Here is a 15,103-nt window from a genome sequence, read left to right as displayed (position 1 = left end):
GCGATCAAAACAAGTGACTGCATTTACGGTCTTCATCATCATTCTTCTGCTGCTCGTCGGGCCGAGCCTGTTTGTCGTCATCGGTAAACAGCGGGAAAAATCCATTCCCAAACGCCCCTCCGCCGCCCTGCCCGTCACTGAGGACGAAACCGTGCTGGATCGGCACTGGCAGACCATAAAAAATGGCTGGAGCGAAAAGAATGCGCTGTGCCTGCTACATTCCAATCTCGATGCATTTGCGGTGCGCGTCGCGGCGGCGCGCGCGGCCGGGCGTAGCCTCGATCTCATGTATTACATGTGGAATGCGGACCTGACGGGACGGCTGATGATGCGCGAGGTCATCGCGGCGGCCGATCGCGGCGTGCGGGTACGGCTGCTGCTCGATGATCTCGGCGTCTCCATGTCAGACCGAATTTTCCACGCCATCGACAGCCATCCCAACATCGAACTTCGCCTGTTCAACCCCACCCGGGCGCGGGAGAACATGCTCCATCGCGGCATGGAACTTTTGCTGCGCTTTCGCAGTGTCAATCGCCGCATGCATAACAAGGCCTGGATTGCCGATGGCCGCGCGGTGATCGTTGGCGGTCGAAATATCGGCGACGCCTATTTCGATGCGGCCGAACGGGCGAATTTCCACGATTTCGATATTCTCGGCTTCGGTGACGTCGTGGCCGACGCAACGGAAATCTTCGATGATTACTGGAACAGCGCCGTTTCCGTCCCCGTTCGCTCGCTTCTGGCGCGCAGGCCGAGCAAACTCGCAAGATTACGGCGCGAGCTGGACGCCCTGCCAAAAAGCGAAGCCGCCAAACCTTATCTGGAGCGCGTTGAAAGCCAGTATGACCGAGATCATTTCCTGATGTCGGACCGCATGCACTGGGTGGATTCCGTGGATGTGCTTGCCGATCCTCCGGAAAAAGCGGCAGGCAAACGGCGGAAGGGCCACAACTTCCTGATGGAAAGCCTGCTGCCCCTGCTGCAGGCGGCAAGCGACAGCCTGCACGTCACATCCCCCTATTTCATTCCCGGCAAACAGGGCGTTGAGATTTTCCTTGATATTGCCGAACGGGGCGTATCGCTGGCCATCCTCACTAATTCCCTGGCGGCGACGGATGTGGCCGCCGTTCACGCCGGATATGCCCGTTATCGCAAGCCGCTTCTCTCGGGCGGCGTGCGCCTGCACGAGCTGCGTTCGCAGGTGGACCAGCCGAACTTCACCCTGCGCGGTTCCGGACAGGCGAGCCTGCACACCAAGGCATTCACGCGTGACGGCATGACAGGTTATATCGGCTCGCTGAATTTCGATCCGCGCTCGGCCTCCCTCAATACGGAGATGGGCGTGGTCTTCACATCGCCGCCGCTGGTCGCTTGCATGGACGAAATATTCGCCGAGGAAATCCGCCGCACGATGAGCTTTGAACTGGAGATCGACAGCAGCAACCGCATCGTCTGGACGACGGAGGAACAGGGCCGTACCAAGACCTACCGGCGCGAGCCAGACGCCGCTATCGGCCGCCGCCTCATCGCCGGCATCATGCGTTTCCTGCCGCTTGAATCTCAGCTTTGAAGACGAGCGTCCGGCTCACGCAGCCGGCCGCACCCCGGACTTCGCCAGCTGTATCTGCACCAGCGTATCGAGGTTCTGGTTGACGCGGCAATAGAACTCTTCATCAATGAAGGGCCGCAGCATGAAATCATTGCCGCCAGCCTTCAGGAAACGCGCCGACAGCAGCCGGTTGGTGGAGGAGGAAACACCGATGATGCGCAGTTCATGGGAGCCGCGCACGGTGCGGATGCGCCGCGTCAGCTCGAAACCGTCAATGTCGGGCATGTTATAGTCGGTGACGACGAGGCCGATATCGCGATTGGCCCTTAGAATATCGAGCGCCTTCGCACCGCTGTCTGCCAGGCTGACGCGGAAATTATAACGCTTGAGACGGCTCGAAAGCAGCGCCCGCGCCGTCGGGCTGTCGTCAACGATCAGCACATGATGGCGGTGGTTGGTGAGGAAGCGACAGACGGATTCCGTCAGCATATCCACGGCGAAGATATTGTCTTTCAGAATATAATCCACCACGTCCTTGGCGATCAGCGTTTCACGCGTCGCCTCGTGGAAGGTGCTGGTGAAAACGATGGTCGGGATCGATAGATCGATCAGATATTCCAGCGCTTCGCCCTTTTCCGCGCCCGGCAGGTTGATGTTGGAAATGGCGAGCGTCACCGGCTCGGAAGAATGTTCGTAGCAGGCCTGCAATTCCTCGAAGGAGCGGCATACTTCCACGGTAACGCCCAGCATCTCGTTGAGCCGCCTGCTCACCATCTGGGTAAACACGTTGCTGTCTTCCGCCAGTAAAATGCGGTTATTGGTAAAAGGCACGCCCGAATATTGCATGCCCGTGATGCCCAGGAAATTCATTCTGCCCCGATCCCCCATCGTATGTCAGCGGAAGATAGCAGGCTCATTTTTCAGAATGATTAATAGCACTTTTCCTGAAGCATCAGTTGAGCACATGCTTACTTAAACGGAAATACGGCCCGCGAGGGGCCGTATTCCGACTTTGGGAGGGGATTTTGGTCTTATGCGCGCAGAAGCGCGTTGTCGGTGTCGAACGGGCTTTCTTCCACCACCTCAGCGTCATAGGACGTGCCGAGAATGCGGATCTTCAGCTTGGTGCCGACTGCGGCATATTCCGGCTTGAGCATGGCGAGCGCGATCGACTTGCCGAGACGCCAGCCGAAACCGCCGCTCGTCGCGCGCCCTGCAAGTGCGCCGTTTTCATCGAAGATCGCTTCCGAACCGCGCGCATCGACATCCGTATTGCCCGACACGGTGAGCGTCGAGAAGACCGACTTCAGGCCCGCCTCCTTGTAGGCCACCAGTGCGTCGCGGCCGATGAAGCTCTTCTCCGGGCGCAGGAAACGGTCGAGACCCGATTCATAGGCATTGTATTCCACCGAAAGCTCGCGGCCCATATTGCGATAGGATTTTTCAAGCGACATGGAAACCATGGCGCGGATACCGAAAGGCTTGATGCCGAATTCGGCACCGGCTTCCATCAGCCGGTCGAAGATGTAGTTCTGCATCTCGATCGGGTGATGCAACTCCCAGCCAAGTTCACCCACGAAGTTGACGCGCAGCGCATGCGCCGTCGCAACGCCGACGGAAATCTGCTTGCCGGTGAGCCAGGGGAAGTCCTTGTTCTCAAGGCTGGTGCGGGTCAGCTTCTTCAGGAGATCACGCGATTTCGGACCGGCCAGAACCAGCACGCCGTATTTCTGGGTGATCGGCTGCAGCACGACCGAGCCATCGGTCGGCGCCAGGCGGAACAGCACGTCATGGTCATGCGCTTCGAGACCACCGGCCGAAACCATGTAGAAGCGGCCCGGCGCCCATTCATAGACCGTGAACTCCGCCTTCACGCCGCCATTCGGCGTCAGAAGATGGGTGAGCGCGATGCGGCCGCGCTTCTTCGGCACCGCATTGGCGAGAATGCTGTCGAGCCAGGCACGCGCGCCAGGGCCGGAAACCTCCATCTTCGCGAAGGCCGACATATCGAGCACGCCGACATTCTGATGCACGTTCTTCACTTCGTTGCCGACATGCTCGAAGTAGTTCGAGCGGCGGAACGACCACTTCTCAACGATACGGCCGTCATCCAGAGCCGGTGCATGGTTATGACTGGTGATGACATCGGCGCCAACGCCGAGGTCTTCCTCACGCAGCGCGTAACCTTCGGGCGCATACCAGTTGGCGCGCTCCCAGCCATACACGGAGCCGAACACGCCGCCGAGCTTCTTCAGACGGTCATAAACCGGCGTCGTCTTCAGCGGACGGGCGGCAGAGCGCTCTTCATCCGGGTAATGCATGGTGAAGACGTTGGCATAGGCTTCCTCGTTCTTGGCGATGAGGTAACCTTCCGTTGCGTAAGGGCCGAAGCGGCGCGGATCGACACCCATCAGGTCGAGCGTCGGCTCGCCATCGACGATCCATTCGGCCAGCTGCCAGCCTGCACCACCTGCGGCGGTGATGCCGAAGGAGTGGCCTTCGTTCAGCCAGAAATTCTTCAGGCCCGGCGCAGGACCGACAATCGGATTGCCATCAGGCGTATAGGCGATCGCGCCATTGTAGACCTTCTTGATGCCCACTTCGCCGAAGGCCGGAACCCGCACCATGGCGGTTTCGATATGCGGCATCAGGCGGTCGAGTTCTTCCTGGAACAGCTCATATTCGCTGTCATCGGATGGACCGTCGACATAACAGACCGGCGCGCCAACTTCATAAGGACCGAGGATCAGCCCGCCCGCCTCTTCACGCATGTACCAGGCCGAGTCGGATTCGCGCAGCACGCCCATTTCCGGCAAGCCCTGGCGGCGGCGTTCCTGAATGGCCGGATGCGGCTCGGTGACGATATATTGATGCTCGACCGGAATGACCGGAATGTTGATGCCGACCATCTCGCCGGTCTTGCGGGCAAAGGAGCCCGTGCAGGAGATGATGTGTTCGGCGATGATCTCGCCCTTGTCTGTCGTCACCTTCCAGTGACCGTCTTCAAGCTGCTCGATGGCGGTGACTGTCGTGTTGCGATAGATGGTCGCGCCGCGGTCACGCGCGCCCTTGGCCAGCGCCTGCGTCAGATCGGCGGGCTGAATATAACCGTCATCAGGATGCTGGATGGCGCCGAGCAGGCCGTCCGTCTCGCAGAGCGGCCAGATCTCCTTCACCTGCTCCGGCGTCAGCATGTTGACGCGCACGCCGATGGTCTCGGCAATGCCGGCATAATACATATATTCGTCCCAGCGATCCTTGGTGCGGGCGAGACGGATGTTGGAGACCTTGGAGAAACCGACATTCATGCCGGTCTCTTCCTGCAGTTCCTCGTAGAACTTCACGGAATATTTGTGGATCTGGCCAACCGAGTAGCTCATGTTGAACAGCGGCAGAAGCCCGGCCGCGTGCCAGGTGGAACCGGAGGTCAGCTCCTTGCGCTCGATGAGCACGCTGTCGCTCCAGCCCTTCTTGGCCAGATGATAAAGCGTCGAGACGCCGACGACGCCGCCACCGATCACCACCGCCCGTGCATGTGTCTTCATTTACAGAACCCCTGAAAAGCGCCGGCCTTGCCTTATTCCGCCAGCTTTGGATGGGAGGAATATGAAGCGCTTGCGGGTCGTTCAGCCGCCTGATTGCGACATGGCCATAGGGTGCTGCGACAGGGAAGAAATTGCGGAGCGTGCCGGACGAACGTTGCACAGCTTTGCCGCTCTTTTCTTCTCCCGCCGGAGAGAAGCTGGCCCGAAGGATCGGATGAGGGGCAACGTTGCCGGACTCCGCAGAGCGCGCCCCCTCAACCCGCTGCCGCGACTTTCTCGCTGGCGAGGAGAAGTGGAAAAGCGGCGAGCACCCTTGGCCGGAACTCAATGTCCGCGATCAACAGCGATCTACGCTTTCGCGCCGGGTTTCTCCTTCGGCTCTGTCGCCTTGTCGTTTTTCGGTGCCTCTTTCTCCGGCGCAGCTGCCCCCGTATGGGCCACCACCGCCTTGTCGCCCTCCTCCGAAAGCAGGGCTGCCAGCATCTGCGGATTGGCGTCGCCTTCCACGTGGATGTTGAGGTTGCGCTGCGGGAACGGGATGGCGATGCCCTCCTCGCGGAAGCGCTGGAGAATGGCGATCCTCAGGGAGTTCTTCACGGCAAGCCCATTCGAGAGGTCTGCGAGATGGAAGCGCAGTTCGAAATCCAGCGAAAAGTCGCCGAAACGGAGGAATTCCACATGCGGCTCGGGATTGCGCAATACCGGCGGCTGGGCGCGCACCAGCTCAAGCAGAATGTCCATGACCCGCTGCGGATCGGAATCATAGGCAACGGAGACCGGGATTTCAGCGCGCATGATGCGGTTGCGGTGCGTCCAGTTACCAACGGAGGAATTGATGAATTCGGAATTCGGCACGATGATAGATTGGCCGCGGAAGGTCTCGATTTCCGTGGCGCGCACCGAAAGCCGCTTGACCGTGCCTTCGGTCGTGCCGGTCACCACCCAGTCGCCCACCTTGAAGGGGCGCTCCACCAGCAGGATGAGGCCGGAGACGAAGTTCGACACGATATTCTGCAAGCCGAAACCGATACCGACCGAAAGGGCGGAAGCGACCAGCGCCAGACTGGAGAGGTTGAGGCCGGCGGAAGACACGCCGAAGATGGCCGCAACCGCAATGCCGAGATATCCGATGCCTGTTTTGACGGAGTTGCGCACGCCGGCATCCACCTGGCCGCGCGCCATGACGTTGCTGTCCAGCCACTTCTGGAACCAGCGGGTGATGATGTAACCGATGGCGAAGACGAGAATGCCGCCGAAAATGCCGATCAGCGAGATCGAGGCATTGCCGACGGTGATACCCGTCAGCAGGCGATAGGCCCAGCTTTCTATATCGCCGGGCTGGAAGCCCCAGGAAAACAGGATAAGCGGCACACCGAAGGTCAAGGCCACGGCATAGATGCCAAGCCCCGCCACAAGCCCGGCCTGATCAAGCGGCACGGGTCCAAGGCCATAACGGCGGGCAAGGTAACGGCCGACGAGCGATTCGGCGAAGGCGCCCTGCCGGGAAATGGCCTTGCCTGAGAGAATGCCGATATACATGGTGGCCAGCACCGCGCCTGTCGCAACGATCTGCGTGGCGAGGAAGCGCGCAAGACCGACATAACCCGTCAGGCACGCGCCGATGAGAACGAGGCCGCCGATGCGCAGCAGAATGACGAGCCAGCGCGGCAGGCGCTGGTTGCCAGTCTCATAATCCTGCCCCTCGCCGATCACCGGCCTCAGGAACGATACGGCGAGCAGAATGAGACCGATGATGATCGAGGCGACGAAACTCTTGGCAACGGTGACGATAAGCGGCGAATAAAGCGTCTCGCTGATGGTGCCGAACAGATAATCGAGACCATTCACCAGCGCCATCAAAAGCACGGCCGAGGACAGCTGATGTGCGCCGCGATTGGAAACCTTCAGCAGGCGCCATTCCGGCTGCGTCGGCGCAAAGATCGCATAGCTCAGCCGCGACACGAAATAAACGAAGCCCGTGACCGCCATGGCGCCGAACAGGATCGGCGCGATGTCGGACCGCAACACGTTAAAATTATCAAGGAAAAACGCCGACGTGAGCAAAAACAGGAACAGCGACAGCGACTGCACCATGGTGGACCAGAAGGCCACCGATAGCCGTCTCAAATAGGATGGTGCCCCCGTGAAGGCGCGCCGCTCCATACGACTGCCGAAAAGACGGTAGCCGCCAACCAGAAACAGCAATGCGGCCATGATCGACAGCGTCACCGCCCCGAACATCGGCAGCCGCTTGTAATTCCATACATAGGCTGCCCAGCTGCTGAACGCATTGTTGAGGTTGGTGAGCTCCGTCAGGAAGGCGGACGAGGCATCACCGAGCGTCTCGGCGGAGACTTCCGTTCGCTTGAACAGCGTTGCGGCAAACAGCGCCCGGCGGACGGCTGTTATATTGTTGGAAATTTGTGCGGCATTATTGGCCGTGGCCTCCACCTCGCCGGCCATGGCATTCACTTCGCCGCGTTCCGCCGTCAGCCGGTTACGCTCGTCCGTCACCATGTCGGCTTCCGGAGGCTGCCCTTCGCCGGGCGCGGCACCCAGTGCATCCAGCCGGGTTTTGATCTGGTCCAGCCGCGCTCGAAGCTTGGTGTTGGTTGCGGCAGCATCGGCGGCGATACCGTCCGCCCGCCCCTTGAGATCGACAAGCTGGGCGTCATCGCGTCCGCCTGCCTCCACCTGTCCCGAAATAAACGCCAGATCCGATTTCCATTTTTCCAGATCGGCTTTTGCCTGCTCGATGGTCGAGGGCTGGATGGCGCCCGGCGCCGTGGGCGTCGTCGCCTCCTGCGCCGAGACAGGCGCAACGCTCAAGACGCTGAAAAGCGCAAAAATCGCGACCAGAAAGGCGGCAAGTCCGCCGCTCCGCCGGCCACGGCCCGCCCGCTTGTGAAGCACTCGCCTGCCGCTCATCCATCCGCCAAACATCAACCGCACATCCACGCCTTTCATCTCTTGCACCGCATCAGGCTATTTAGCGCCTGCAGCGCGGAAAACCACCCGCATGAAGCGAGGTTTTCAGGAGTTTACCTTGCTTTTCCCCGCTCGAATCATCACCTTTGATCGTGCAGCAAACATGGGAGGAAATCATGGAATCTGCTGGCATTGGCTGGATTGCAGCCATCATCATCGGTGGCGTCGCGGGGTGGCTCGCCGAACAATTCATGAAAAGCAATATGGGTGTTTTCATGAACATCCTTCTCGGAATCGTCGGCGCCATCATCGCCAACGCCATCCTTTCGGTCTTCGGAATCGTTTTGACCGGCTGGCTGGGATATTTGATCGCCGGCTTCATCGGCGCTTGCATCCTCATCTTTATCGGGCGGGCGTTCAGGCGCGGATGACGAAAAGAAAAAATCCGTAAACCCCGGATTTCCAGGCTTTTCCAGCGCGGCCGAAATTTTTTCGTCACAAAAATCGAAGAAATTTCATTTACGCGCTGGACAAGCCCAAACTTCCCCTTTATACGCCCCCTCACACCGCCACACGGTGCCGGTCGGGTGATTAGCTCAGTTGGTAGAGCAGCTGACTCTTAATCAGCGGGTCGTAGGTTCGAGCCCTACATCACCCACCAAATTTCTCCATAGTGACAAGACGTTGCGATGCCGGATTGAAGCATCGCGTGAGCTTCGGAAGCCTCGTCTTAGGTCGGGCATTCCGCGCGATAGCAGTAAAATTGCTGCGGCAGTCACGACGCCAGCGCTCGAAGCGTCGCGTGTTTTCGCCTGGCCTCCTCTAAAGTTCCAGCGTTGGCACAGGCTCTTTTACACCGACAAAACGCGGCGCCAGCGGCCGGCCGGCGATACGGCTTCCAAACTGCTCGGTAAAGGGAACAGGTGCCGCCCGCCTTACCGCCTCGATGGCGGATTCGATGAAGGCCCTGCGTCTTGGACTATCCTCCTGCGGGCGCGCGGCAATCACCACCACCTTGTCCCTTATCCTTCCGTCCTTGTGCAAAATGAACTGCAGCGTCACCACCAGTCCCTCCGTGTCCTCCGGCGGCACCCAGCAGGCGAAGATGGCATCGAACATTTCGTTGAGATTGCCAACAGGTGTAGGGTCGTTGCAGGCGCGCGACTGAGCGGAAGCCTGCGTCAGGAAACCTGTCAGCACGATGGCGCAGGCCACAAGGCCCGAGAGCTTGCCGGTCGGGCAAGCCGGGAATGAAAGAATGAACAAATTTGCTATCCTTTCCTCGCGACACAGCCGCAGGATGGTGAGCCCGTGCCGCTTGTCAGTAAGTGATGTCTAAAATATCAATGAAATAAAAATCGGATATATCGCCTAACCTAGATACAAAATTATGAATCAAAAATACTCATTAACTTTCTAAAATCTATCAAAATAATATTTATATTGCACAATATATTACACAATATACCGCTCTTAATCAAGATATACATTAAAACAGCGCCCCAGAAAGGAAATTGACATAACCCCCGGGCGGTTTTTCAGTCATACTGCGTCGAGGCACCCAACGATCCCGGGATGCCTCTTCAAATTCTTGCGATGAAGCGGACGAAAGCGCGATTCTCGGCGTTGCGGTGACGTTACTTCCGCAAAGCTGTCTCAATCATCCCTATGATCGAGATTATGAGATTACTCATCACCATATTGCTGTTCGTCCTCGGCGCGGTCGGGAGCGGGGTATGTGCGTTTTTATTATCGGCAGCCCTTGCCGATTCCGGGCTCCTCGGCTCCTGTTTCGAGGGAAGCTGTGCTTTCGCGGCGCTTTTCATGGTGCTTCCGGTCACATGGTTCGTCCTTTTCGCGCTTTATGTCATGGCTCTGCTGATCTGGAGACGAAAACCCTTCCGCAACCGAAGCCTCTGAAAAAGCGCATCCCCGCCTCATCGCTACCGGGCATTCGTTGACAGCGACAGGCACTTGCCGTTAACTCCCGCCTGCTGGGGGATTCGCTGCCAGTGATATCGGGCCCTGTGGGGCATATCCGGTATCACCGGCCTCTGAATGTGCATGTTCCAATTTGCGTTCGCGTTTGAAGGACATGACGGAAAACAGGGAGACCAAACGATGCGGGCCGCAATCAATTCCCCGTCGCTTTCGATCGACACCATGGACTATCAGGCCGAGTGCCAGTTCGCACTGGAACCCTCCATTCAGGGGCTCATTGAAAAAGCCGAACATGCCGGCTGGAACCGCCAGCAGGCCGCACTCGCCATCGTGGCGCTCGCCAGCGAACATCTCACCGATATGTTATCGACGCTCGCAGCGCCGGACCAACGCCCCCACTCCTGAATGCACCCTGCCGCCGGGGCGGATCAGCGCCCGGGCAATCTTGATATCCATCCCCACACACCGATCCCCAGGCTGGCGTAGGCTAAACGCCTTCACCGCAGGCGCATGATGCGCCTTGCGGAGCCGTGCCGGGCCCCACGCCCGCTGCCACGTGATACGCCCCTGTTTACCCAGCAATGTCGGAATGGCGCTGACAGCCTGCCTTAGTGTTGACACAAGCGGCCAATAATGAGAACATATAGTGAACATTATGGAGGTCAGCGATGAACACAGCAGACGCAACCATAGAAAATGCCCTCACCGTCGTGGCCCGTTCCCGTGACATGCGCGAGCGCGCGCTGGAACGCCGGCGCGAATTGCAGCGGCGCACCGAGGTCATCATCACCCGGCCGCTTTACGTGCTCAAGAAGAGCGAAGGACCGCGGCAATTGTCGCTGAAGCTCGACAGCTGAGGCTGTCTGCCTTTCTGGTGACGTTCAAACGCTGCAAAACGGCGGCGGCGCGACGCAGCCAGGTAATGAAAAATCCCGTGCGGATCACATCGAGCACGGGATTTTCAGAATGAAGAGATCATGGTCCTGTCTTATTGCATGCGTTGCATTGCGGCTTCGGGCTCGCCGGTGGTGGCAACCGCCGCGGCGGGAAGGCGATCGGTCTTTTTCAGGATGACGACGGGCTTGTCAGCCGGTTCCGTCGGCGGAACGATGCTTGCGGTTTTGAATTCGCGGTCGACGGCAGGGACGGAAGCGTTGATCTTTTCATGACCCGCGCATTCCGCAAGCGCTGCACTGGCGGAAAAACCAAAGACAGCGGCGATAATGAGAACTGATTTCATGTCATTCTCCCTTCGCTTTTATGGCAATCTCCAGTCTAGGTGGAGACGAACCGGATTGAAAATCACACTTTAGAGACACCTTATAAACTTAACGTCGGTAGTCGTCGTTTCGATATGCGAATGGCGCGCCAGAACTGGCCATGCTTTGTTATTTCTTCCGCAGATCCAGCGGATTTCCGCAAAGCGGTCTGCGAAATATCATCGCCACGTAACTTCCCTTGAGGGAAATCAGGCTTGGCGTGTAAGTCGAAACCTTAGCCTGGTTGGCGGCCTTGATCGTTCTTCCTTCGAGGGAATTCTGCTGCATTGCACGACTCCTTCCGTAAGCGATAACGAAAATGCACTGTTCTTGTTCCGATCACGGTTTCGTTGTTGCAGTCGAAAGAATGAACGCGTCGCCGCCTGTTTTTTCTTCCGCGGCGGCGAGACGAAGCAGGCGGAACACTCCCCAAGTCCCCCATGCTTGAAAAATCCGCCCGAAAGCTATATATGACCAGGCGCGAGGACGACCTCGGCCACATCGGCGACAGCATGCGGGACGGCCCGGTCACAAACCGGAGAATAGAATGCGCTCCCTGCAAGATCGTATCCGCCACGCCCTCAGTTTCGAGATCATCGGGCTTCTGCTGGTCATTCCACTCGGCGCATTGCTGTTTGGCATGCCCATGGAGGATATCGGCGTCGTGGGCCTCGTCAGCGCCACGCTCGCGACCATCTGGAATTACGTCTATAATCTCGGTTTCGACCACGCCATGCAGCGCCTGAAGGGCACGACGCTCAAGACACCCGCCATTCGGGTCGGGCACGCGGTGCTGTTCGAACTCGGCCTGCTGATCGTCCTGATGCCCTTCATCGCCTGGTATCTTAATATCAGCCTTGCCCACGCGCTGGTGATGGATATCTCCTTCGCGCTTTTTTACGTGGTCTATGCTTTTGTCTTCAACTGGAGCTACGACCGCGTCTTCCCCCTGCCGGAATGGAAGTCGCAGCAGGACGCCGCCTGAAACGATCGGGAAAATACCGATAGCGTCCGTGCCGGCACCGCGCCTGCACGGACCAACCGTCAGAGAGACTTCAGCGTCCAGGCCACAATCTCGCGCGTCGCGGCGGCAAAGGCTTGGTCGAGTGCTTTCACGAAATTGGCGTTGCCTGAGCCGCCGACGCGGGCGCTGGAACGGAACACCTCCTGCGCCTTCACCGTGCCGTTTCGGTCGTTGAGGAGCTTCACCGAGATTTCGATATTGGCGAGGTTCTTCGCCGTATCGATCTCGAAGGCACGGATATCGCTCACGACCTGATAATCGATCGCCAGCCCCTGCCCCGGCCGGCCGACGCCGCCGAGTTTGCCGGTATCCTCGAACGCTTCCACGAGCTTGGATTGCACCATACGCGGCAGGCGGTCGCTCCATTGCGAGTTACCGAGATATTGCACTTCCGAGCCCGAAAGCCGCACCACGATGTTTTCGCTGTCCAGCGCCTTCAGGGCGGTCGGATCGGCAATCAGCAGCTGACGGCTTTTCAGCGACGGCCCCTGCGTCACCGCCGCCGGCGAGACGGAGAGATCGAACGTATCGTTCTTCGGCGCGCCCGCGCAGCCCGCCATCATTGCAGCAAGCAGCGGAGCCAGAACGAGGGCGCGGCGTTGGCCGTTCATCGATAGTCTCATTGGCCCATACCCCTCTTAGCGCCTTGTTCTGCCGTCATATTGTTTCACGGTTTCGCCGCCGAAAATCAACCGTTGCGGATCGCGGTCGATATTGGTGATGGCATTGTTGAGATTGTCCACCGTCTGTCGCGTGCTGCCGATCAATGCCTGGAAATCTTTCAGGCCCGAGCTTGAGAAGCGGGTCAGATTGTCGGCGATCGGCCCGATGCGGGCATTGAGATTGTCGGCCACCGCCTTGAAGGAGGTGAGCGTCTCACGCGCCTTGGCAAACAGCGAATTGGCGTCGTCAGTGCCGAGCATGCCGTCCACCTTGGCGAGAATCCCATCAACGCGGCTGGAGGCCAGGTTCAGCTTGCGGCCCATCTCGGTGAAATCGGAAACCGCCTGATCGATATCGGCGCGCCGTGCGCCCACATCATCGGCGATCCGCTTGAAGTTCGCGACAGCATCGCGCGCATCGGCGGTCGCAGAGGAAACGTCGTCAACCACGGTGCCCACCTTGGCGGGATCGACGGAGGCGAGAAGCTCATCCGCGCGCTTGACGACCGTCTGCACTTCCGTGCTTGCCGCCTCGAAATTGCGCGCCGTGCTCTGCACCGTTTCCATGATGCCCTGAATATCGCTCGAAGCCGACGCGACATCCTTCGTCACCTTGTCGACATTGGACAGGATGGAATCGATCTTGCCGGCATCCACTGCCTTTACCAGATCTTCGATGGCGCTCAGCGTGCCGTCGAGGCGCACCGAGACCGACTGTACGGTGGTGGAAAGCGAGCTGAGGCTGGCAATGAAATTCTTGATGCCATCGGAGTTTGCCGCCAGCGCATCGGAGAACTTTTCGGCATTGCGAACCGTCTGCGTCAGCGGGCCGCGCGCATCCTGCACGAAGCCCTGCAATTCGCCGATGGCGCCATCGGCGCGCTTCAGTATCTTGTCGGCGGTGGCAAGCAGGTTGGTGACGCTGGAAAGATCGGCCGTCAGCTCGGCCGGAACACCGCTTTCGACGGCTTTCTGCAGAATGCGCTCGCCATCCTTGTTGCCGCCGGAAAGCTCGATATACGCCGCTCCGGTCAGGCCCTGAATTTCAAGCACGGCGCGTGTGGAAGGGAAAACCGGCGCATCCGCCTGTACCTCTGTAAAGGCGATGGAATAGGCCGGGTCGTCGCGGTCGATTGCAAGCCCGCGCACCGTGCCGACGGGAATACCGTTGAAGCGCACCGGAGAGCCTACCGAAAGGCCATTGGCGGAGCCCGGAATACGCACCACAAGCTGTGCTGTCGGGCCACCGCGGCCGAATTCCGCCATCCAGTAAACGAAGCCGAATGCAGCGGCGATCACGATCAGCGTGAAAATTCCGACTATGGTGTAGTTCGCCTTGGTTTCCATGCTTCTCGTTACTCCACCGGATGTTCCTGCCTGTCGTCCGGAAGAACGACAGAGCGCGCCCGTTTACCGCGGAAATAGGACTGCACCCACGGGTCGTCGCAGGCAAACATGTCCTGCAGCGTCCCTTCCACCAGCACCTTCTTCTGGCCGAGAACCGCAATGCGGTCACAGACGGAGAACAGGCTGTCGAGATCGTGCGTCACCATATAAACGGTCAGGCCGAGCGAATCGCGCAGCCGCGCGATCAGCATATCAAATTCCGCCGCCCCGATGGGATCGAGGCCGGACGTCGGCTCATCGAGGAAGACGAGGTCGGGATCGAGCGACAGCGCCCGGGCAAGCGCTGCGCGCTTGATCATGCCGCCTGACAGTTCGGACGGGTATTTGTCGCCCGCATCGGGCTTCAGCCCCACCATCTCGATCTTGAGATAGGCAAGCTCGTCCATCAGTTTCTTCGGCAGATCGAGATATTCGCGCATCGGCAGCTGGATGTTCTCCTTCACCGTCAGGCCGGAAAACAGCGCGCCCTGCTGGAACAGCACCCCAAGCCGCTGGTCGAGCCTCATGCGCTCGTCCTCGCCCGCCTTGTCATAATCAGAGCCGAGAATGCTGATCGTGCCCGCCTGCCGTGGCAAAAGCCGCAGGACCGTGCGCATCAACACGGATTTTCCGGCCCCGGAGGGACCGATGAAACCCAGGATTTCGCCGCGATAGACATCGAGATTGAGATCTTCCAGCACGTTCCGGCCGTTAAAGCCGACTGTCACGCCCTCGACGGAAAGCACCACCTCGCGGCCGTCTTTTCCGGTTTTTGTCTGCTGCTGCGGTTTCTGGTCCAGTGTTTCCAA

Annotated in this window: 15 protein-coding genes and 1 tRNA gene; 7 read left to right on the top strand and 9 right to left on the bottom strand. The window is 59.2% G+C overall.

The genetic code is table 11. From position 1 onward, the window contains the following. Positions 1–13: 13 nt before the first annotated feature. Positions 14–1,570 (top strand): phospholipase D family protein, encoded by a 1,557-nt coding sequence (locus WA845_RS18560; protein ID WP_035210920.1) that lies wholly within the window; start codon positions 14–16, stop codon positions 1,568–1,570. 15 nt (positions 1,571–1,585) lie between these two features. Here the strand turns inward: WA845_RS18560 and WA845_RS18555 are convergent, their stop codons facing one another. The 3 genes from WA845_RS18555 to WA845_RS18545 form a co-directional block, all read right to left on the bottom strand. Beyond that, positions 1,586–2,419 carry a response regulator gene (locus tag WA845_RS18555; RefSeq protein ID WP_112554453.1) on the bottom strand — a complete coding sequence of 278 codons (834 nt, stop codon included), beginning with the start codon at positions 2,417–2,419 and terminating at the stop codon, positions 1,586–1,588. 161 nt (positions 2,420–2,580) lie between these two features. Beyond that, positions 2,581–5,094, bottom strand: coding sequence for a GcvT family protein (locus WA845_RS18550; protein ID WP_060942363.1), 2,514 nt, complete (start codon positions 5,092–5,094; stop codon positions 2,581–2,583). A 348-nt stretch (positions 5,095–5,442) separates the two neighbouring features. After that, positions 5,443–8,061: a mechanosensitive ion channel family protein gene (locus WA845_RS18545; RefSeq protein ID WP_034498936.1), complete on the bottom strand. Its 2,619-nt coding sequence runs from the start codon at positions 8,059–8,061 to the stop codon at positions 5,443–5,445. Positions 8,062–8,198: 137 nt separating this feature from the next. On the opposite strand from WA845_RS18545, the gene WA845_RS18540 reads away from it, so the two are divergent. Together WA845_RS18540 and WA845_RS18535 are read left to right on the top strand one after the other, a co-directional pair. Then, on the top strand, positions 8,199–8,453 hold the full coding sequence (locus WA845_RS18540) for a GlsB/YeaQ/YmgE family stress response membrane protein (protein WP_004442014.1): 255 nt from the start codon (positions 8,199–8,201) through the stop codon (positions 8,451–8,453). Between the two features lie 154 nt (positions 8,454–8,607). Beyond that, positions 8,608–8,683, top strand: a tRNA-Lys gene (locus WA845_RS18535). Positions 8,684–8,844: 161 nt separating this feature from the next. On the opposite strand, the gene WA845_RS18530 is transcribed toward WA845_RS18535, so the two are convergent. Continuing rightward, the gene (locus tag WA845_RS18530; protein WP_022556229.1) at positions 8,845–9,288 is read right to left on the bottom strand and encodes an energy transducer TonB; all 444 of its coding nucleotides are present in this window, start codon (positions 9,286–9,288) and stop codon (positions 8,845–8,847) included. Positions 9,289–9,690: 402 nt separating this feature from the next. Here WA845_RS18530 and WA845_RS18525 point away from each other — a divergent pair, with 402 nt between their 5' ends. The 3 genes from WA845_RS18525 to WA845_RS18515 all read left to right on the top strand — a co-directional run bounded on the left by WA845_RS18525 (position 9,691) and on the right by WA845_RS18515 (position 10,820). Next, positions 9,691–9,942 (top strand): hypothetical protein, encoded by a 252-nt coding sequence (locus WA845_RS18525; RefSeq protein ID WP_004442017.1) that lies wholly within the window; start codon positions 9,691–9,693, stop codon positions 9,940–9,942. Positions 9,943–10,143: 201 nt separating this feature from the next. After that, positions 10,144–10,368: a hypothetical protein gene (locus WA845_RS18520; protein WP_004442019.1), complete on the top strand. Its 225-nt coding sequence runs from the start codon at positions 10,144–10,146 to the stop codon at positions 10,366–10,368. 263 nt (positions 10,369–10,631) lie between these two features. Continuing rightward, positions 10,632–10,820: a hypothetical protein gene (locus tag WA845_RS18515; RefSeq protein ID WP_004442020.1), complete on the top strand. Its 189-nt coding sequence runs from the start codon at positions 10,632–10,634 to the stop codon at positions 10,818–10,820. 131 nt (positions 10,821–10,951) lie between these two features. On the opposite strand, the gene WA845_RS18510 is transcribed toward WA845_RS18515, so the two are convergent. Both WA845_RS18510 and WA845_RS18505 read right to left on the bottom strand, forming a co-directional pair. Next, positions 10,952–11,203, bottom strand: coding sequence for a hypothetical protein (locus tag WA845_RS18510; RefSeq protein WP_004442021.1), 252 nt, complete (start codon positions 11,201–11,203; stop codon positions 10,952–10,954). Positions 11,204–11,351: 148 nt separating this feature from the next. Then, positions 11,352–11,510: a hypothetical protein gene (locus WA845_RS18505; protein ID WP_004442022.1), complete on the bottom strand. Its 159-nt coding sequence runs from the start codon at positions 11,508–11,510 to the stop codon at positions 11,352–11,354. Positions 11,511–11,769: 259 nt separating this feature from the next. Between WA845_RS18505 and WA845_RS18500 the strand changes: the two genes are divergently transcribed. Then, positions 11,770–12,207 (top strand): PACE efflux transporter, encoded by a 438-nt coding sequence (locus WA845_RS18500; protein ID WP_004442023.1) that lies wholly within the window; start codon positions 11,770–11,772, stop codon positions 12,205–12,207. Positions 12,208–12,266: 59 nt separating this feature from the next. On the opposite strand, the gene WA845_RS18495 is transcribed toward WA845_RS18500, so the two are convergent. The 3 genes from WA845_RS18495 to WA845_RS18485 are packed head-to-tail and all read right to left on the bottom strand — an operon-like array spanning position 12,267 to position 15,103. Further along, positions 12,267–12,869 (bottom strand): ABC-type transport auxiliary lipoprotein family protein, encoded by a 603-nt coding sequence (locus WA845_RS18495; protein WP_107341221.1) that lies wholly within the window; start codon positions 12,867–12,869, stop codon positions 12,267–12,269. A gap of 15 nt (positions 12,870–12,884) precedes the next feature. Then, positions 12,885–14,255, bottom strand: a complete 1,371-nt coding sequence (locus WA845_RS18490) for an MlaD family protein (protein ID WP_004442026.1) — start codon at positions 14,253–14,255, stop codon at positions 12,885–12,887. A gap of 8 nt (positions 14,256–14,263) precedes the next feature. Further along, positions 14,264–15,103 (bottom strand): ABC transporter ATP-binding protein, encoded by an 840-nt coding sequence (locus tag WA845_RS18485; protein WP_004442028.1) that lies wholly within the window; start codon positions 15,101–15,103, stop codon positions 14,264–14,266.

This window comes from Agrobacterium sp. CMT1 (assembly GCF_037203725.1).
Lineage (GTDB): Bacteria > Pseudomonadota > Alphaproteobacteria > Rhizobiales > Rhizobiaceae > Agrobacterium > Agrobacterium pusense.
Note: the sequence above shows the minus strand (reverse complement) of the source record. Positions and strands in the feature narration are given on the sequence as shown.